The sequence below is a fragment of the Microbispora corallina genome, from assembly GCF_016863035.1.
GTDB lineage: Bacteria > Actinomycetota > Actinomycetes > Streptosporangiales > Streptosporangiaceae > Microbispora > Microbispora corallina.
In genome coordinates this window covers 113,227-131,421 of sequence record NZ_BOOC01000011.1, presented here as the reverse complement: position 1 = coordinate 131,421, position 18,195 = coordinate 113,227, and the positions used below count along the sequence as shown (strand labels likewise).

Annotated in this window: 18 protein-coding genes and 1 pseudogene; 9 read left to right on the top strand and 10 right to left on the bottom strand. The window is 73.5% G+C overall.

Features of this window, described 5'->3' with window-relative positions; translation table 11 throughout:
• The first annotated feature begins 47 nt into the window (after positions 1–47).
• A complete protein-coding gene (locus Mco01_RS14285; protein ID WP_204057377.1) occupies positions 48–1,025 on the top strand; it encodes a helix-turn-helix domain-containing protein in 978 nt (325 codons plus the stop codon).
• A 51-nt stretch (positions 1,026–1,076) separates the two neighbouring features.
• Here the strand turns inward: Mco01_RS14285 and Mco01_RS14280 are convergent, their stop codons facing one another.
• The 4 genes from Mco01_RS14280 to Mco01_RS14265 form a co-directional block, all read right to left on the bottom strand.
• Positions 1,077–4,784, bottom strand: a complete 3,708-nt coding sequence (locus Mco01_RS14280; protein ID WP_204057376.1) for a S8 family peptidase — start codon at positions 4,782–4,784, stop codon at positions 1,077–1,079.
• Positions 4,785–4,906: 122 nt separating this feature from the next.
• Positions 4,907–5,686, bottom strand: coding sequence for a helicase-related protein (locus Mco01_RS14275; RefSeq protein ID WP_239103601.1), 780 nt, complete (start codon positions 5,684–5,686; stop codon positions 4,907–4,909).
• A 77-nt stretch (positions 5,687–5,763) separates the two neighbouring features.
• Positions 5,764–7,026 (bottom strand): RNA polymerase sigma factor, encoded by a 1,263-nt coding sequence (locus Mco01_RS14270; protein WP_204057375.1) that lies wholly within the window; start codon positions 7,024–7,026, stop codon positions 5,764–5,766.
• Positions 7,023–7,382: a YciI family protein gene (locus Mco01_RS14265; RefSeq protein WP_204057374.1), complete on the bottom strand. Its 360-nt coding sequence runs from the start codon at positions 7,380–7,382 to the stop codon at positions 7,023–7,025. Before Mco01_RS14265 ends, Mco01_RS14270 begins: the two co-directional genes overlap by 4 nt.
• A gap of 145 nt (positions 7,383–7,527) precedes the next feature.
• On the opposite strand from Mco01_RS14265, the gene Mco01_RS14260 reads away from it, so the two are divergent.
• Together Mco01_RS14260 and Mco01_RS14255 are read left to right on the top strand one after the other, a co-directional pair.
• Positions 7,528–8,985 (top strand): MFS transporter, encoded by a 1,458-nt coding sequence (locus Mco01_RS14260; RefSeq protein WP_239103600.1) that lies wholly within the window; start codon positions 7,528–7,530, stop codon positions 8,983–8,985.
• Between the two features lie 588 nt (positions 8,986–9,573).
• The gene (locus Mco01_RS14255) at positions 9,574–9,780 is read left to right on the top strand and encodes a hypothetical protein (protein WP_204057373.1); all 207 of its coding nucleotides are present in this window, start codon (positions 9,574–9,576) and stop codon (positions 9,778–9,780) included.
• Positions 9,781–9,856: 76 nt separating this feature from the next.
• Here Mco01_RS14255 and Mco01_RS14250 read toward each other — a convergent pair whose 3' ends face one another.
• Positions 9,857–10,048 (bottom strand): hypothetical protein, encoded by a 192-nt coding sequence (locus Mco01_RS14250; protein ID WP_204057372.1) that lies wholly within the window; start codon positions 10,046–10,048, stop codon positions 9,857–9,859.
• Positions 10,049–10,173: 125 nt separating this feature from the next.
• On the opposite strand from Mco01_RS14250, the pseudogene Mco01_RS40510 reads away from it, so the two are divergent.
• The 4 genes and pseudogenes from Mco01_RS40510 to Mco01_RS14230 form a co-directional block, all read left to right on the top strand.
• Positions 10,174–10,650, top strand: a pseudogene (locus Mco01_RS40510) (hypothetical protein); the annotation flags it as partial.
• Positions 10,651–10,733: 83 nt separating this feature from the next.
• Positions 10,734–11,234 (top strand): hypothetical protein, encoded by a 501-nt coding sequence (locus tag Mco01_RS14240; protein WP_204057370.1) that lies wholly within the window; start codon positions 10,734–10,736, stop codon positions 11,232–11,234.
• Between the two features lie 150 nt (positions 11,235–11,384).
• On the top strand, positions 11,385–11,546 hold the full coding sequence (locus Mco01_RS14235) for a hypothetical protein (protein WP_204057369.1): 162 nt from the start codon (positions 11,385–11,387) through the stop codon (positions 11,544–11,546).
• Between the two features lie 140 nt (positions 11,547–11,686).
• Entirely contained in the window at positions 11,687–11,917 is a 231-nt protein-coding gene (locus tag Mco01_RS14230; RefSeq protein ID WP_204057368.1) for a hypothetical protein, read from the top strand.
• Here Mco01_RS14230 and Mco01_RS14225 read toward each other — a convergent pair whose 3' ends face one another.
• Both Mco01_RS14225 and Mco01_RS14220 read right to left on the bottom strand, forming a co-directional pair.
• Positions 11,918–12,310: a hypothetical protein gene (locus Mco01_RS14225; protein ID WP_204057367.1), complete on the bottom strand. Its 393-nt coding sequence runs from the start codon at positions 12,308–12,310 to the stop codon at positions 11,918–11,920.
• Positions 12,311–12,563: 253 nt separating this feature from the next.
• The gene (locus Mco01_RS14220; protein WP_204057366.1) at positions 12,564–12,749 is read right to left on the bottom strand and encodes a hypothetical protein; all 186 of its coding nucleotides are present in this window, start codon (positions 12,747–12,749) and stop codon (positions 12,564–12,566) included.
• A gap of 404 nt (positions 12,750–13,153) precedes the next feature.
• Here Mco01_RS14220 and Mco01_RS14215 point away from each other — a divergent pair, with 404 nt between their 5' ends.
• Positions 13,154–13,507, top strand: coding sequence for a hypothetical protein (locus tag Mco01_RS14215; RefSeq protein ID WP_204057365.1), 354 nt, complete (start codon positions 13,154–13,156; stop codon positions 13,505–13,507).
• A gap of 163 nt (positions 13,508–13,670) precedes the next feature.
• A complete protein-coding gene (locus Mco01_RS14210; protein WP_204057364.1) occupies positions 13,671–14,858 on the top strand; it encodes a cytochrome P450 in 1,188 nt (395 codons plus the stop codon).
• 34 nt (positions 14,859–14,892) lie between these two features.
• Here Mco01_RS14210 and alc read toward each other — a convergent pair whose 3' ends face one another.
• From alc to allB, 3 genes are read right to left on the bottom strand one after another with little or no spacing between them, the layout of a single operon-like run.
• Positions 14,893–16,122, bottom strand: a complete 1,230-nt coding sequence (gene alc / locus Mco01_RS14205; RefSeq protein ID WP_239103599.1) for an allantoicase — start codon at positions 16,120–16,122, stop codon at positions 14,893–14,895.
• The gene (locus tag Mco01_RS14200) at positions 16,083–16,826 is read right to left on the bottom strand and encodes an aspartate/glutamate racemase family protein (protein WP_204057363.1); all 744 of its coding nucleotides are present in this window, start codon (positions 16,824–16,826) and stop codon (positions 16,083–16,085) included. Before Mco01_RS14200 ends, alc begins: the two co-directional genes overlap by 40 nt.
• A complete protein-coding gene (gene allB, locus Mco01_RS14195; protein ID WP_204057362.1) occupies positions 16,823–18,193 on the bottom strand; it encodes an allantoinase AllB in 1,371 nt (456 codons plus the stop codon). Before allB ends, Mco01_RS14200 begins: the two co-directional genes overlap by 4 nt.
• Positions 18,194–18,195 lie beyond the last annotated feature (2 nt).

Here is an 18,195-nt window from a genome sequence, read left to right as displayed (position 1 = left end):
ACACAAGGTTGTCCGAAAAGATCTATTTCGGGTGTCATGATGAGGTCATGCTGGAGGCGGCGGGGCTGACCCCCGTGGAGGAGGACCTTTACCGCGCCCTGGTCTCGTCGGTGGAGGCCGGCGTCGCCGAGCTCGGCGCGCGGCTCGGCCTGCCTGCCGGGCAGGTCGAGGAGGCGCTGCGCTCGATGGGCGACCGGGGGCTGACGCGGATGACCGGGCCCGGGCGCTTCGCGCCGGCCGACCCAGAGGTCGCGCTGGGCGCGGCGCTGCTCCACCGGCGGCAGTCGCTCGACTGGGCCCGCCGGGCGGTGGACCAGCTGGCGGAGCAGTACCGCGGCAACGTCCGCCGCCGCAACGCGCACGCCCTCGTCGAGCTGGTGCCCGACCGGTCCGCGATCCGCGAGCAGCTCCGCCACATCCAGGACAACGCCCGCGACGAGGTCGTCGCCTTCTGCCGGGTCGCGCCCGTCGTGATGAACGCGGAGGAGAACGACGCGGAGCTCGCCGCGCTGGGCCGCGGCGTGCCGTACCGGGTGATCTACGAACGGGCCCTGCTGGAGGAGCCCGGGATGCAGGCGAACGTGGCGTTCGGGGTGAAGCTCGGGGAGCAGGCCCGCGCCGTGCCGGTGCTGCCGGTGCGGATGATGCTGGTCGACCGGGAGGTCGGCCTGCTCACCCTGGTCCAGCAGGCCGAGGCCTCGGAGCCGACCGCGGCCCTGATCCGCGGCAGCACGCTGCTCGACGCGCTGCTCGCCCTGTTCGAGTCGTACTGGGAGCGGGCGACGCCGCTGCGGATCCTCGACGACGGCGCACTGTCGATGGAGTCCGTCTCCTGCCCGCTCGGCTCCGACGATCTCTACCTCCTGTCCCTCCTGGTGGCGGGGGTGCCGGACAAGTCGATCGCGAGCCAGCTCGGGATCAGCCAGCGGACCGTGCAGCGCCGCGTCTCCCACCTCATGGCCGAGGCGGGCGCGCACACCCGGATGCAGCTCGCCTGGCACGCCGCCCGCGAACGGTGGCTGTGAGGAGGCTGTGCGGGGCCGGGAGGTCCCGGCCCCGCACACCTCACCCGGTGCTCACCCCAGCTCGTACGCCCGGACGACGGTCTGGCGCACCTGGTCGCCCGCCGTGTCGGACGCCGTGACCCGCAGGGACGCCTGCCACCCGGCACGGGCACCGGCCGGGCCGGCCACGGCGGTGTACCTGCCGCCGCCCGCGGACCGCACGGGCAGGCGCGTCCAGGTCGCCCCGTCGTCGTACGACAGCTCGGCCGTGAGGTCCTTCACGGTGAGGCCGGGGGCCGGGCTGCGGACGGCGAACCCGAGCGTGACCGGCGCGCCCTTCGGGACACGCCCGTACAGGTCAGCCGGGACGTCGTAGTCGACCTGCAGCAGGGGCAGCGGCTCCGGCCGGGTGGTGTGGGCGGACCGGAAGGTCCACGCCGTGTCGGTGGCGACGGCGTGCGTCCACTCCTCCGACGACCGCTTCACCGACAGCTCCAGCCGGTACTCCGCGTTCTCCGGCACGGCGGGGAACGCGCCCCGGGCCTCGTCGCGCTCCTCCACCTGTGTGCCGTCCCGGTAGAGCCGGGCCGCCGTCGTGTCGGCCTCGTCTCCCGTACGGGCGTAGCCGTAGTGGCCGGCGGAGTCGGTGAACTCCGGCACGTCGACCGTCAGCGTGTCGCCGTTCCGGGTGGGGACGAGCCCCGGCACGCCCGCCGGGACGGCCGGCCGCACGACCGGGCCGAACCAGCGCTCCCCGGCGACCTTCCCGCCGGTGTAGCTCCGCGGGGGCTCGGTCAGCCCCGGCCGGAGGCCGGACATCTCCTCCCACGAGTACAGGTGCTTGACCACGTGCTGCCACTGCGTGTCGCCTGCCGTGACGTACTCGGCGCGCTCCAGGGGCGTGCGGACCACCCGCTGGATCTCCATCTGGTTGTCGAGGGAGTAGTCCTGCCACGGGCGCCAGCCGAACCGCTGCTCCTTGGCCCAGCCGAACCCGCCGGACTCCTGGTAGGCCGTGTCGATCCGGGTCGTGTTCGCGTCGGTCACCGCGTACACGACGTGGTCGGGGACGCGGCCGCTCGACACCTGCATCACGTCGTACAGGTACTGCTGGGCCGGGGGGCCGGACAGCTCGATCACGGCGTGCCCGCCGCGCGCCTCCCGCACGAGCCGCTGCCCCACGTCGTTGGCGACGACGACGGCCGGCAGCGGGTAGCGGTCGCCGACGGGCGACCACGCCTGCCAGGCGGGGAAGTCCGGCTCGCCCACCACGATCACGGCGGCCGCGCCCGCGGCCCCGGCGGCCGCGATCCGGTCCTCCCAGTAGCCCCGGTCCGGCGGCGCCACGACGACCGCGCGGCCGCGCGCCTTGACGCGGGCCAGCTCCTCCGGCGTGCCGGAGCCCGCGTAGACCAGCGGCCAGCGGTGGGCGTCCGTCACCTCGGGCGACCGGTTGAGAGGGAGCACCGGCAGGGACTCCGTCGAGCCCGTCAGCCGGGCGGACACCTGGGGCGAGCCGAGCTGCCAGCGGGAGGCGAACTCGAACGTCCCCTCGGAGACCGGCTTCGTCGGGGTGACCGCCAGCCGGTCGACCGACGGGAAGTCCATGGCGCCCTGGCCGATCCTGCGGTTCCCGGACGTCCGGTAGGTGAAGTAGGTGAACACGCCCGTCTGGACCACCGGCTTCGGCGTCGTGATCGTGACGGGGACCGCCGTGCGGGCGTCGAGCACCACGTCCATGTCGCCGGTCACCTTGAGCTCCGGCATCACGACGAGGCTGTCGACGGGATGCGGGCCGGAGCTGGGGTCGAAGATCGCCTGGGTCATGTACGTCCCCTCGGGCACCTCGACCGTCGTGCCGGCCTGCTCGTCGAGGATGTACGTGAAGACGTCGTCGAGGGACGAGGCGCCGAACATCGTGACGACGCCGACGCGTGAGGGCTTGCCGTCCCGGTCGACCGCCGTGAAGTGGACCTTGTGGACCGGCCCCCGCTTGCTCAGCCCGAGGGTGGTGTGCAGCGTGGTCGCGCCGTCGTCGGAGACCGCCGTGACGTAGCCGCCGTACCGCCCGTCGGGCAGCGCGCCGAGGTCGGCGCGCACCGCGACCTGGGCCGTGGCGCCCGGCTGCACGGTGACCTCCGGTGAGCCGAGCGTGAGCGCGCCGGCGGGCGCGGGGGCGCCGCCCGGCTCGGCGAGGGCGGCCGTGAGTGTCAGCCGGACCGGCGCCCGGCCCGCGTTGGCGTACGTCACGGTGCCGTCGACGACGGCCGGGCCGCCGGCCTCGTGCGCGCCCAGGTCGAGCGCGCCGGTCGCGGTGACCTCCTGCCGTACGGCACGGGCCACGTCGAGCCGGCCGCCGCCCTGCTCGTAGACGGTCGGCCCCTCGATGGTCTTCGCGGCGTCGACCAGGGCGTCCTTGATCCGTCCCGCCGTCCAGTCGGGATGCCGCTGCTTCACGATGGCCGCCGCCCCGGCGACGTGGGGGGTCGCCATCGACGTGCCGGACAGGGCGGTGTAGTGGTCGTCCACCGGGCTGCCGAGCGACGTCCCCGCGGCGCGGGCGGCGACGATGTCCACTCCGGGCGCGGTGATGTCGGGCTTGAGCCCGCCGTCGAGCCGCGGGCCGCGGCTGGAGAACGAGGCGAGCCGGTCCTCACGGTCCACGGCCCCGACGGTCAGCGCGGCGGTCGCGGTCCCCGGGGAGCCCACGGTGTAGTCGGCGTCGCCGTCGTTGCCCGCCGCGACGACGAACAGGGTGCCCGTCTGCTCGGTGAGCGTGTCGACGGCCACGCTGAGCGGGTCGGTGCCGTCCGTCGGCCCCCCGCCGAGGCTCATGTTGACCACGGCGGCCCCGGAGGACGCGGCCCACTCCATGCCCTCGATGACCTGCGACTCCGTGCCGTACCCCTCGTCGCTCAGCACCTTGCCGACGAGCAGCTTCGCGCCGGGCGCCACGCCCGTGAGCCTGCCGCCGGAGGCGGTCCCGAGCCCGGCGATGATGGAGGCGACGTGCGTGCCGTGCCCGAAGCCGTCCTGGACCGACGGGTCGGCGGTGAAGTTGCGGGTGCCGGCGATCTTCGCGGCCAGGTCGGGGTGGCCGAGGTCGACGCCGGTGTCCAGCACGGCCACCTCGACGCCGGTGCCGTCGAACCCGGCCTTCCACGCCTCCGGCGCGCCGACCTGCGGCACGCTGTGGTCCAGCGAGGCCCGGACCCTGCCGTCGAGCCAGATCTTCCGCACGCCCTGTCGCAGGGAGCCTCCGGCCGTCCTCGCGGAGGGCTCCACGCTCTGCCAGAAGTCCGCCAGTCTGCTCTTGTCGGCCGCCACCGCCTCGCCGTGGACGCTGCCGAGCTCCGTCCCGTCTCCCAGGCCGGGCAGCGCCGACGTCCGCGCCCCCTGGTCGCGGACCAGCACGAGCGGCAGCGTCTTCGACCGCTCGTCGTCGTAGCCCTGGTCGATCAGCTCGCCGACCTCGAACAGGCGCGGGTCGAGCACGTGCTCAGCCAGGTACGGCACCATGTCGGCGGGCGTGATCCGCAGGACGCCGTCGACCTCCTGGTAGTAGAAGCGGGTGCCCTCCCTGCCCGCGCCCGGCCTCACCTCGGCCGTGTGCCGGCCGCCGGGAAGCTGCTCGACCGTCACCACGTCGCCGGTGATCAGCGTGACGTGGTGCACCGCGTCGGGGGGAGGCGCCGCCGCGGCGGCGGCGGAGGACTGGGCCGGTGAGACGAACACCGGCAGTGCGGCCGTGGCCGCCAACAGAAGCGCGCGCCAGCGCATGGGTAGGAGCCCTTTCGTGATCAGAATTGCCGATCACGAGAGTGGGGCCCGCGGACCCGCCACCGCCATGCCCAGGACCTGCCGAAACCACGACATGTCGCCAAAACGACAGGGCGGTCGGGTCACCCGGGAAGGGGGGACGCGAGGCGCTGCTGTTCCTCTTCGACGATCTGGCGGGCGATGGCGTGCTCGGACACGTCGATCGCATCGGGGGTCGACTCGGCGACGTCGCTGCGGCGGGCGTACGCGTCGAACAGGCCGGTCTTGCGGCGGAGGATGGCGAGCAGGCGCTCGTCGACGCTGTCGGCCGCGAGCAGGCGGTGCACCTGGACCTTGCGGACCTGGCCCATCCGGTGCACACGGGCGGCGGCCTGGGTCTCCAGGGTGGGCTTGACCTGGGGCTCGCAGAGGACCACGACGGACGCGGCCTGCAGGTTGAGGCCGGTCCCCCCGGACTGGATCTGGGCGAGCAGCACGGCGTGGCCGGGGACCGCCGCGAACGCGTCCACCACCTCCTGGCGTGCCTCGGCCGGCACGTCGCCGGTGATCGGGCCGTGCGCCCGGGGCCCGAGCGCCTCGCCCACGGCGGCCAGGACGTCGCGGAAGAAGGAGAAGACGACGACCTTGAGGCCGTTGCCCTCGGCCTCCTCGACGATCTCGACGAGCCGCTGGAGCTTGGCCGACTCCTTCGGACGGGCGTAGGCGGCCCGGCGCATGGCCATGAAGTTGCCCGCCTCGACGGCCTCCCGGTAGGCGGCCCGGTCGCCCGGGCTCAGCTCCTCCCACTCGTCCGCCTGGACGAGGTCGGGCAGCTCGGCGAGCACGTCCTCCTGGTTGCGGCGCAGGTAGACCGGCGCGACGGCTCGACCGCGGGCGGTCGTGGACATGACCAGCCGGATCACTCTTTAAGCGTTTCGGAGCCCCGGCATCCATGCGCCCGGGTACGCCATGGATACGTACCTCGTGAGATCCCGCACGCTCAGCTTCCTGCCCCGGCCTCCGGCGGGTGGCCGGCGCGGGCGGCGCGGAGGCGGAGATAGCGCTGCTCAGGGAGGTTGAGCGTGCGCCGCGCGGCCAGCTCGTAATGCGCGCGCGCCGCCTCGTGGTCGCCCGCGAGGTCGAGCAGGTGAGCCCGTACGGCGTGCAGGCGATGATGGTCGGCGAGCGCGGGATCCGCCTCGGCGGCGGCCAGATGCCGGAGCCCGGCCCGTGGCCCGTACACCATGGCGACGGCGACGACGCGGTTCAGCGTCACCATCGGCCCCGGCGCGACGGCGTCGAGCAGGCCGTACAGCGTGAGGATCTGCGGCCAGTCGGTGTCCTCGGCCCGAGGAGCCTCGTCGTGCACCGCCGCGATGGCGGCCTGCAGTTGGTAAGGCCCCACCGGGCCGCGGGGCAGAGTACGGCTGATCAGCGCGACGCCCTCGGCGACGGCGGCGGCGTCCCACCGGCTCCGGTCCTGGTCGGCGAGCGGGACCAGCGCGCCGTCCGGGCCGACCCGCGCGGGGCGACGGGCGTCGGTGAGCAGCATGAGCGCCAGCAGCCCCGCCACCTCGCCGTCCCGGGCCAGCAGGGCGTGGAGCTGCCGGGTGAGGCGGACGGCCTCGGCGGTGAGCTCGACGCGGTGCAGCGCCGAGCCCGAGCTGGCCGTGTACCCCTCGTTGAAGATGAGGTACAGCACTTCGGTGACCGCCGCCATCCGGGTGGAGCGCTCGTCCGGCGGAGGCATCCGGAACGTCGCGCCGCTTGCCCGGATCGTCTGCTTGGCGCGGCTGATCCGCTGCGCCGCAGTCGCGGGAGGCACCAGGAGGGCGCGGGCGATCTCGGCGGTGCTCAGCCCGCCGACGGCCCGCAGCGTCAGCGCCACCTGGGACGCCGGGGTGAGCGACGGATGGCAGCACAACATGAGCAGGGTCAGCGTGTCGTCGGAGGCGGGCGCGGGGTCGGGCTCCGGCGGGGCCAGCAGGGCGGCGGTCTCCTCGCGGCGGCGCCGGGCCGTTTCGTTGCGCCACAACTCGGTCCACCGGCGCGCGGCGACCTTGACCAGCCAGCCCGGCGGGTTGGCCGGCACCCCCTCGGCGGGCCACTGGACGGCCGCCGCCAGCAGCGCCTCCTGGACGGCGTCCTCGCACGTGCCGAAGTCGCCGTACCGCCGCACGAGCACGCCGAGCACCGCAGGCGCCAGGGTTCGCAGCAGCTCCTCGACCCGGGCCGGCTCGCAGGTCTGACGGGCGCCGCTCACACGTCGAGGACGGCGTGCAGGTCCATGACCGGGCGGACCTCGATCTCGCCGTAAGGGGCCAGGCGCGCCGCGTGGGCGAGCGCGCGGTCCATGCTGTCGCAGTCGACCAGATAGAAGCCCGCCAGATGCTCCTTGACCTCGGCGAACGGCCCGTCGCCCGCGACCGTGCGGCCGTCGCGCACCATGACGTGCCTGGTCATCGACGGGTCGGCCAGCGCCTCGGTGACGATCAGCTCGCCGGACGCGGCCAGGTCGCCGGTGAGGGCCAGGTGACGGCGGCCGACCTCCACCTTCTGGGCCTCGGTCAGCGCGTCCCAGGCGGCGGGGTTGCTGTGGATGAGGATCACGTACTTCATCGGCGCCTCTCGTCGTCCGGAGCGGATCGCCCCCACCACCATGTCGAAACCGGCGCCCCGGTTTCTACACCCCTTCGCGAAAACCTCGCCGAACCCGGGCTCCTCGCCAGGAACTCACCACCGGACCCGAGAAGGGACGCCTTTCATGACCGCGGAGACTTCGAAGACCCCGGAAAGCCCGAAGACCACGCAGAGATCGGACGCCGGGCCGCCGCTCGCCGCGCCGGATCGCCGGCGGTGGCGGGCACTGGCCGTGCTGGGCCTCGTCCAGTTCATGCTCGTCCTCGACCTGACGATCGTGAACGTCGCCCTGCCGCGCATCCAGCATGACCTCGGCTTCTCCGGACCGGGCCTGGCCTGGGTGGTCAACGGGTACGCGCTCATGGCGGGCGGCCTGCTGCTGCTCGGCGGGCGGCTGGCCGACATCTACGGCAGGCGGCGGCTGTTCCAGGCCGGGGTGGCGGTCTTCGCGCTCGCATCGGCCGTGTCGGGGGCGGCGGCCGGCGCGGGGATGCTGGTGACGGGACGCTTCGCGCAGGGCGTCGGGGAGGCGCTGGCCGCGCCCGCCGCGCTCGGCCTGATCGCCCTGCTCTTCACCGAACCCGGCGAACGGGCGAAGGCCCTCGGCATCTGGGGCGGGCTCACCGGCCTCGGCGGGATCGCGGGGACGATCATCTCCGGGGTGCTGACCGACCTGGCATCCTGGCGCTGGATCTTCTTCATCAACCTGCCGGTCGCGTTGGTCGTCCTGGCCCTCGTGCCGCGCCTGGTGACCGAGAGCCGGACGGCCCGCGACCACCGCCGCCTCGACCTCACCGGGGCGGTCACCGCCACGACCGGCCTGGTGGCGATCGTGTCGGGCCTGCAGCAGGCCGCCACCCATCCGTGGGGCTCGTGGCAGGTGCTGGCGCCGCTGCTCGGCGGGCTCGCCCTGCTCGCGGCCACGGTCCTGGTCGAGGCGCGCTCGGTCGCGCCGCTGATCCCGCGCCGGTTCTTCGCCGACCGCACCCGGGTGACGGCCAACATCCTCAGCCTGCTCAACACGGCCGCGTTCTTCACGTTCGTCTTCCTGCTCACCTTGTACGAGCAGCAGGTGCTGGGGTACTCGCCGCTGCGGGGCGGCCTGTCGTATGTGCCGTTCGGGCTGGCCATCGGCGCGGGCATCGCCTTCGGCAGCGCCCTGCTGCCGCGCGCCGGGGTGCGTGCGCTCCTGGTCACCAGCTTCGCCGGCCTCGCCGCAGGACTCCTCATGACCCTCCGCCTCGACCCGGACGGCTCGTATGTGGGCGGGGTCCTGCCCTGCATGCTCGTGGTCGGCCTGTTCACCGGGGTGACGTTCCCGGCGCTTCTGGACGCCGCGCTGCACGGCGTCACCGGCGAGGACTCCAGCGTGGCCTCGGCGGTGCAGAACACCATGCAACAGGTGGGCGGCGCGATCGGCCTCGCCTGCCTGGCCACCCTGGCCTTCCGCCACACCGGACCCACCCCGTCCGGCGCGACTGCCGTCGACGGCTACCATTCGGCCTTCCAGGTGGCCGCCGCCGTCCTCGTCGTGGGCGCCACCGTAGCCCTGACGCTCTCCCCCCGAAAGCGAACGCCGTAAGGGCGCCGCCCGCACCCGGGGCCTGCGCCGCCGGCGCACGAGCACCTCGTCCGTCTCGTCGACGGCGGCCTGGTCGACGAGCTTGACACCGCACTCGCCCGCCAGGCCAGGCTCGGGGGCGGCGGCCGCCACATCGCCGAACAGCCTCTCGCGTACGGCCACGCCGCCGCCGAGGCTATCTGGGTCCTGCGCAACACCCTCGTCGGGTGGGTCCGCGTCCTGGAGGCCGGCGTACGCCCGACCGGCCCGGACCTGCCGTACGTCGTGCGTGCAACGGCTCGTGCGAGCTGATCCGGGCGCGCGCCCTACCGGACGACACCCTGCCCGGCATGGCGCCTGGCTCGCCCGCCGGGTCGAGACCCTCCGGCACATGCCCGAGGGCTCCGAGGCCGTCGACGAGCTCACCGTGGCCATGGCAAACGCCGAGGCCGTCGTCTTCCCCTCCGGCGACGCCCTGTACGTCGGGCCATGCGCCGGCGAGGTCGACGGCGCGGTGTGCGGGGCCGACGTGTACGCGCCGGAGGGCGCGGCCTGTTGCCGGAGGGCGCGGCCTGTTCTACCTGCCGAGCCTGCGGGTCCGCCTACCGCGTGCACCAGCGCCGCCAGTGGCTCCTCGATGAGGCCGAGGAGGTCCTCGGCACGGCCACGGAGATCGCCCCAAGCCGTCCGCGTTCGCGCGGTGCGGCGGCCCGGGCATGTCCGGCCGAACGGATCGCGCGAGCCTTCCACGAGGCCTATGAGAGCCTCGCCCCGCACTTCGGCTACCAGACGCGCGAGGAGTCCGCGGTGCCGTGAGAGCAGGTCCCCGATCGGAACAAGGCGCTGATGATCGCGGTCACCGAGGTCCTGCACGCCAACGGCACGATCAAGGTCACCTAGACCGGCGGATCGGGAGCTGAGCACCGGTCGGGCTGATGATCTCCGTCACCTCGGTCACCCGGATCCGCGTGCCCGCCGGCACCGTCCGGACGACCTCGCCGCGACGCACGAGCCGGAAAACACCGGTCTCCTGGTCCTTGACGACCTCGTCGGCGTTCACCTGCTCGGTCTTGCCGGGCGTCAATTGGAAATAGTAAGTAGGCATTTCTGACCTTTTCCTGAGTTCGCTTCCCTCCCATTATCACGGTAAACGGCGGCGAATCCTAACGGCGTATCAAATACGCGATTCACAAATTTGAGGAGAAATCGATGCCGCTGCCCAGCGGCGGCACCTGGCCGCCGAAGAACCTCGCCCCGATCTACGACCAGTTCAACGTCTGGTCGACCTGGCACGAAGGCGACCCGGATGCCCTGGCCGGCCTGTACGGCGACGGACCGGACCTACCCGATCAACCGGCCCTCGACCTACCGGGGCGGCGTCGTTGGCACCCTCGCCCGTTTCTTCTGGGGAGCGCCGACCCCGCGCGGCGAGAAGCGCACGAAGCTCCATGTCCCCCTGCCTGCCGACCTCGCAACCACCGGCGCCGACCTGCTCTACAGCGAACCCCCGTCGATCACCGTCGAGGACCACGACACCGGCACTCGGTCTCGGCCTACCAGGCGGGCATCACGAAGATCCCGACCGACACCGAGGACCCCGAGGGCGACAAAGCCGCCAGAAGCAGCGCGCTGGAGCGGAAGATCCGCGCGACGAAGGAGCAGCGGGAGGGCGCGCTCACCCCCGAGGCGAAGAAGGCCGCGAACACCAAGGTGGGCGCCGCACAGGCCGAGCTCCGCGCGCACCTCGCCGCGAACCCAAAGCTCAGAGGTTGCCATACCGCGAGCAGATCGGCGGCGGGAACGTCCCGAGGACCGGCGGACCGTCCGGCGGGCCGGTTGGCGACCTGGAGCCTCCGGCGCAGCCGACCCTGGACGGCGGGCCCGCTGCCCGGGCCGCGGCCGAGGCTGCTCCGGAGCCGCCCGCGGCGCGGCCGCGCGCGGTGCCCGGGGAGACCGCGATCGACGACGCGAAGCCCGCGCGGCGTGAGGACGCGGCCGCGCAGCAGCGGGCGGCCGAGGCCGCGGCCCAAGCTCGCCGCGAGGCCCAGCGGCCACGGATCGGCGACCTCATCCCCGCCGACGGCCCCAAGGTGTCCGCCGAGGAGCGGAGCCGCGTGAAGGACGAGTTCTTCAAGGTGATCGCCGGCAAGTATGCCGGGCTGACGGTCAAGCCCGACGCCATCGCGATCAACCGGTCGAACGAGCAGGACTGGGTGATCGTCAGCGGGGAGATCAGGAACAGCGCCGGCGAAGAGGTCGGCTTCTTCTAGCGGGTCTTCTACCGGGACCACGACAGCAGTCTGTTCGTCGAGCACTCCCTCCTGACGCTCGGCGAAGAGGTCCGCGGGCAGGGCTTCGCGTCCGGGTTCAACGCCTACCTGGAGCGCTGGTATAGGCAGTCAGGCCTCACCCGGATCCAGGTGCACGCCGACATCGACGTCGGCGGCTACACCTGGGCAAGGCGCGGATTCGACTGGGCGGACGAGGACACCGCCGACAAGATGTTCGAGGCCTTCGAGAAGTACCTCGACAAACACCCAGACGACCCGGCCGCGGACAAGGGCCGGGATATTCTGCGTTAGTGGCGCGAGGAGCCGTTCGGAACCCGCGGGTACCCCACGCCCTACCAGCTGAGCCAGGTCGGCCGCACCGAGGGAGCTGACCTGTGGCTCGGCAAGCGGTTCATGCTGGGTTCGGACTGGTATGGAGTGAAATGGCTCCGGTGAAAGCGACAAGGCCGTCGGCCGAGCGCATCGCTCTCCTCGCCGCGCTCGCTGACGTGCACGCCGAGTGGGAACGCGAGCACCTGGCCGAGGCCGAATTCCACCCCGAGGGCCGCAAGGCGGGCTCGGACTATCAGCAGCACTACCTGGACGTGAACCCGCCCGTCGAAGCCGAGGACGAGTTCCACCGGCGCGCCCGGCAGGCCATGGGGCTGTCGCCGGACGACTGATCAGCCAGCGCCTACCGGCACCACGCCTTGACCAGCGACACGATTTGCCGGGCCTGGGCCGTGGACGGACACTGTGGCGTCGCCCCCGGTGAACCTGACCTGCGCGTTGTGCACGATCATGCTGTTCGGCTTGCCTTCGAGGATGTCCGTGCAGGTCGACTGACCGCGGCGCACCACCCGGTCCTCGTTCACGACGAGTCCCTGATCGATCACGCCGAGGGCCGCGAGGTAGGCGGCCCGCTTCGTCCCGGTCAAGTCGGGCACGTCCGGCACCGCGAGCTCCGTGTTCTTCGGCTGCTGGGCGGCGCTCGTCGCGGCCGGCGCCGGCTTCCCAGATGAGTCGCCCAACGCCTGGAGGATCGCGCCGCCCAACGCGAGCACGCCGAGGACCACGATGACCCACGTCTTCGGCCCGCGCCTCTACTGCGGCTGGTGCCCGCCCGACCGGTATGCCTGTGACGGGGGGCCGTACGGCTGCTGCTGCGGCGGCTGGTGATACGGCCTGACGTGCTGTGGCTGGTGGTGCCCGGATGGCTGCTGCATGATCCGGACGGTAGATGCCGAACCGCGGATTTGTCCGGCGAACCGTTCCAATTGGGCCCCGGAGGATTTCCCGCGACCTGCCGGCCGCGGGACATCCGGGTGGTCAGGGGTTGAGCGTCTCCTGAGAGACGTACGGCTCGACCCGTTCCGTGGCGTTGCGAGGCCACCCCTGGCAGAGCCGGGGACAGAACGGACCACTGAACCTGAAGACGCGCTCGACCGTCTGGTTCGGGACCTCGACGAACACCTTGACCTGATCCGCGCCACAGCGCGGGCATTGTGCACTCATGCCGCGCAGGGTACGCACTCGAACGGCTAACGTCGCGGGCTCTCCGACCTGCGGTTTCACGCTCTTCGCTCGCCAGGGGCGAGCGATTCACCGGCTCGGCCTGGCGCCGAGCTCCACCCCGCGAGTCCCCTGGAGGGTCCGCATGACCGTGCCCACCCCGCCCGCGCCGGCACCCGCCGCTACGCCGCCGGCGGCACCTCCCGTCGCCGCCTCCTGCCGTCCCGCCCCTCCAGCCGCCAGCCCAGGCGCCCGTCCCGCAGCCGCCCACCTGGACACCGCCACAGCCGCAGAATCCGGCCAGCGACGATGAGGACCTGACCCGGCTCCCGCAGAAGTGGCAGAAGCACATCCGGGACCTGCGCGACGAGTCCGCGAAGTACAGGACGTCGGCCCGTGCGGAGACCGTGCTCCGGCACGCATACACCGCGGCGGCCGCGCACGGCGTCAACCCCGACGCGCTCCTCGGCTCGATGACGTTCGCCGAGCACGCGAAGAACCTCGACCCCAGCTCGGCCGACTTCTCGGCGCAGCTGGCCGAGGCCATCAAGGGCGCGCTCACCGCGAACCCGTGGATGGCTGCGCAGGCGGCCGCCCCGACGCCGCCGCCTGTCCCGGCCGCAGGCGGCGCGGACTTCCAGGGCGCCGGCGGCTCCGGCGCGACGTCCCTTGACCAGCAGATCGCCGAAGCCGAGAAGGCCGGCAACCACGCGCTCGCGATCAGCCTCAAGCGGCAGCGCAGCGCGCTCCCACCCCAGTAAGGAGACAGCCCCATGTCCGGAATCACCGCGATGGACACGACCTTCAACCTGCCCAACTAGACGGGCGATCACTCTTTCCTCATGATCAACCGCGATTTACGATGCTGCGGGTTGTTCACCCCAATTTCTGGTGTTTTGCGGCGTAGCAGCGGTCAGGAGAACCATGCGACAGCAGACGCAGACCGGTCCGGACGGGACGATCAGTCTCGAGGAGCTCCCGATGTCCAGGGACCGCACCCGGCCGTACGCCATGCTCAGAGAGGCAGGACCGGTCGTGCGGCTGAGGAACGGCGGCTACGTCGTCACGAGCCGGGAGGCCGCCGACCACGTGCTGCGCCACCCCGAGGTTTTCTCCTCGGAGCGGGCGTTCGCGACCCTCGGCAGCCCCGTCCCGCTGCTGCCGATCGCCTCCGACCCGCCGGCCCACACCCGCTACCGCCGGCTCCTGCAGCCGTTCTTCACCCCGCGCGCGGCTGCGCGGCTGGAGCGGTCGTCGCATGAGCAGGTGAACGGCCTCATCGACCGCATCGAGGGCCGGGACTCCTGTGAGGTCGTGGCCGAGCTGGCCCGGCCGTTCCCCGCCCAGGTGTTCCTGACCCTGTTCGGCCTGCCCGAGGAGGACCGCGACCGCCTTCTGCTGTGGAAGGACGCCATCGTCGGCGCCGCCGACCTGTCCGGGGCCGCCGCGCCGCCGCCCGAGGTGCAGGAGTCGGCCGCCCAGCTCTTCGCGTACACGGCCGCGCACGTGGCCGCCTGCCGGAACGGCACGGGCGGCGGCCTGCTCGCCGACCTGTTCGCGGCCGAGGGCGACGAGCCCCTCACCGACACCGAGGCACTCGGGATGTGCTTCCTGTTCATCATCGCGGGCATCGACAGCGTGACCTCGGCGCTCAGCCTGATGTTCGCCAAGCTCGCCGCCCGGCCCGACCTGCAGGCGCGGATCGCCGCCGACGAGTCGTTCATCCCCCTCGTGGTGGACGAGATGCTCCGCGTGGACCCCGCCAACTGCGTCCTCCCCCGCGTCGCGACCCAGGACGTCGAACTGTACGGCCACCTGATCCCGGCGGGCGCCAGCGTGGGGGTCGCCCTGGGCGCGGCCAACCGGGACCCGGCCGACCTCCGCGACCCGGACGCGTTCGACCCCGACCGCGCCTACAACCACCTCACCTTCGGCGGCGGCCCGCACCGCTGCGTCGGCGTCCACCTGGCCCGGACGGAGTTCGCCGTGGTCCTGCGCGAGTGGCACCGCCGCATCCCGTCGTACGGCCTGGCGCCCGGCTACGAGCCCGAGGTGGCCTGGCCGGCCGGCGTCATCGGGCTGGAGCGGGTCCCGCTCGTGTTCCCCGGCTGACAGCGGAGGTCGCCGGCAGCGCCCGGACCGGGCGTCACCCGGGACCGGTGAGCCAGGCGGCGAGGACGTCCACGCCGGCGCCCCCGGCGGGCAGCTCCGAGAGGCCCGCGCCGAGCGGGCGGGCGGCCAGCACCCGCCGGGCCGTCTCCGGCGACAGGCCGGCGTGGGCCAGACAGGACGCGGCCTGCCCCTCGGGAAGCGCGTTGAACCAGCGCAGCCCGGCCTCCCGCCGGGACGCGGGCTCCGGGACGCCGACGAGCCGGACACGGGAGATGCCGCCGTCCGGGTACGCGTCGACCCGGACGGCCGACACCGGGGCCGTCGGCTCGGGCAGCGTGAAGACGTGCCTGGTGTCGGGCTGGATCCGCAGCCGGCCCGTCAGCGGGAACCAGCCGTCCCCGTCGGCGCCGCCGGACGCCTGAGGCACGGAACCCACACCGGGCACGTGACCGTGCAGCTCGACCTCCGCGGTGGCGTTGTACTTGAAGTGGGCGGTGTCCACCACGATCTGCCGGAGGCGGCCGGTCGCGGCCAGCCGGACGACCGCGAAGTCGTGACCGGAGTCGCGGCGGCGGCTTGTCTCCCAGCCCTCCCCCATCGTCCGGGCCCGGCCGGGGCGGTTGAGCAGCTCCGCCGACGTGTAGAAGTCGTCGCTGCTGGCCACGACCAGGCCGCCGTGTTCCTGGCTCGCCAGGTCCACGGTCAGGCCGTCCCACTGGCGGGGGTCGGGCACCACCTCCCCGATGACCCGCAGGCGGGCGACGCCCCCGTCCGGGTGGATCGACAGGCGCACGTGGGTGAACCGCCGGGGGTCGGCGACCGGGAACACGTTGTGCGCGTCCCCGGTGAGCGGGCTCAGCGGCACGATCTCCACCCATTCGGCGTCCGGGCCCGTGAGGTCGCCCACGCCGGGGTGGCCCTCCATCCCGCAGGCCTCGATCCGGCAGCGCGGCGGGTAGTTGCCGGTGAAGAAGCTGGTGTCCACGTCGACGGACCTGACGACCCCGGGCGCGCCGAGCCGGACGACGGCCCAGTCGTGGCCGGGCTCGCCGCGCCGGCGCCGGGTCTCCCAGCCGTCCACGATCTCGCCGCGGTGGTCGTACCTGCCGGGGACGAAGTCCGCCGCCTGGGGGACCAAAAGGTTCTCCTTGAAACCGAACGACTCGTCGCTCGCGGCGACCACGCCTCCGCCCAGCCACCGTGAGGCCAGGTCCACCGCCGCGCTCATCGCGCCGCCGTGGTGAGGTACCGGGACAGGGGCCACGCGCGGATCTCCTTCGGTTCGGGCGGAGCGTAGGTGCAGACCTTGCTGGTCCGCAGGCCGAGGCCCACGACCGCCTCGGCCAGCCGGACTCCGGCGGCGACGCCGTCGACGACGGGCACGCCGAGCCGCGCGGTGATCGCCGCGTCGAGCCCGGCCATGCCGCCGCAGCCCAGGCAGATCACCTCCGCGTGGTCGTCCCGCACGGCCCGCTCCGCCTCGGCGACCACCGCCTCCGTCGCGGCGGCCGGGTCCCGGTCCACGTCCAGGGTGGACAGGCCGCAGGCGCGGACCGAGGCGCACCGGTCGGCGAGCCCGGCCAGCCGCAGCCGGTCCTCGATCGCGGCGACCGAGCGCCGCAACGTCGTGACGACCGAGTAGCTCCGCCCGATCATCTGCGCGACGTGGGCCGACGACTCGGCGATGTCCAGCACGGGCACGTCCACGATCTCCTGCACGCCCTCGCGCCCGTGCTCGCCGAACCCGGCCAGCACCACCGCGTCGTACGGCTCGTCGAAGGTGAGGACGAGGTCCATCACCGCGACGGCGGACAGGTGGCTCTCCATCGCGCAGTCGATCGCCTCCGGCCCGTACGCCGGCTGGACGGCGACGACCTCGGTCCCGGGGGAGGCGGCGCGCCGGGCCGTCTCCGCGATGGCGGCGGTCATCGACCGCGAGGTGTTGGGGTTGATCACGACGATCTTCATGGGGTGTCCTCCGGGCGGTGCGCCGTGGGGGTGAGCAGGCGGCCGCAGGGCCGGGAGGGATCCACGTCCCGCCCGCGCAGCCAGGTGCGCCGCACCACGCCGTGCAGGCGGCGGCCGGCGTACGGGGTGACGGGCTGGCGGTGGTGGAGCTCCTCGGGGCGGACCGTGAAGGTCTCCTCCGGGGCGAGCACGCACAGGTCGGCGTCGTACCCGGGGGCGATCGCGCCCTTGCCTGGGAGCCCCGCCAGGCGGGCGGGACGCGCGCTCATCCACTCGGCCAGCCGGGCGAGCGGGACGCCGCGCAGCCGGGCCTCTGTCCAGACGACGGGCAGCGCGAGCTGGAGCGAGGAGACGCCGCCCCAGGCCGTCCCGAAGTCCCCGGTGTCGCGGTGCTTGAGCCCGGCGGCGCACGGTGAGTGGTCGGAGACGACCAGGCCGAGCGTCCCGGCGGCGAGCGCGGCCCAGAGGGCCTCGCGGCCGGCCGCCTCGCGGATCGGCGGGCAGCAGGCGAACTCCGTGGCCCCGTCGGGGATCTCCTCGGCCGTCAGGGCCAGGTAGTGCGGGCAGGTCTCCGCGGTGACCCGCACCCCGTCGCGGCGGGCCGCCTCAATCAGCGGCAGCGTTCCCGGGGCGGACACGTGCACGACGTGGGCGCGCGCCCCAGTAAGCCGCGCGGCCTCGACGACGGTCGCCACGGCCGCCTCCTCCACCGCCGGCGGCCGGGACCGGAGGAAGCCGGAGTAGCGGCGCCCCGCGGCCGCCGGGCTCCGCCGCAGCTCGTCGGCGCTCTCGGCATGGACGAGCAGCGGCGCGTCGAACCGGCGCAGCTCGCGCATCACGGCGACGAGCCCGGCCGGCGAGACGGGCGGGAGATCGGGGGCGCCGGCGTCGGCCAGGAAGCACTTGAACCCCGCGACGCCCGCCCGGTGCAGGGCCGCCAGCTCCCCGAGGTTGCCCAGGTGGGCGCCGCCCCAGAAGCCGATGTCGACATGGCACCGCCCGCGGGCCGCGTCCCGCTTGGCCTCGAGGGCCGCGACGTCCGTCGTGGCCGGGACGCTGTCCACCGGCATGTCGACGAGCGTGGTGATCCCGCCCGCCGCCGCGGCCCTCGTCGCGCTGTCGAAGCCCTCCCAGTCGGCGTGCCCGGGCTCGTTCACGTGGACGTGCGGGTCGACCAGCCCCGGCAGCAGCACCTCGTCCTCGCCGGTTTCGGCGACCGCCCGCGCCGACCGGGCCGTGCCCTCGTCGTACGGGCCGACCGCGACGATCCGGCCGTCCCGGACGGACACGGCAGCGGGGGCCTCGGTGCCGCCCACCACCGCCCTGCGTGCCAGGACCACCAGGTCCGGGGGCGCCGCGTCGTCCACCG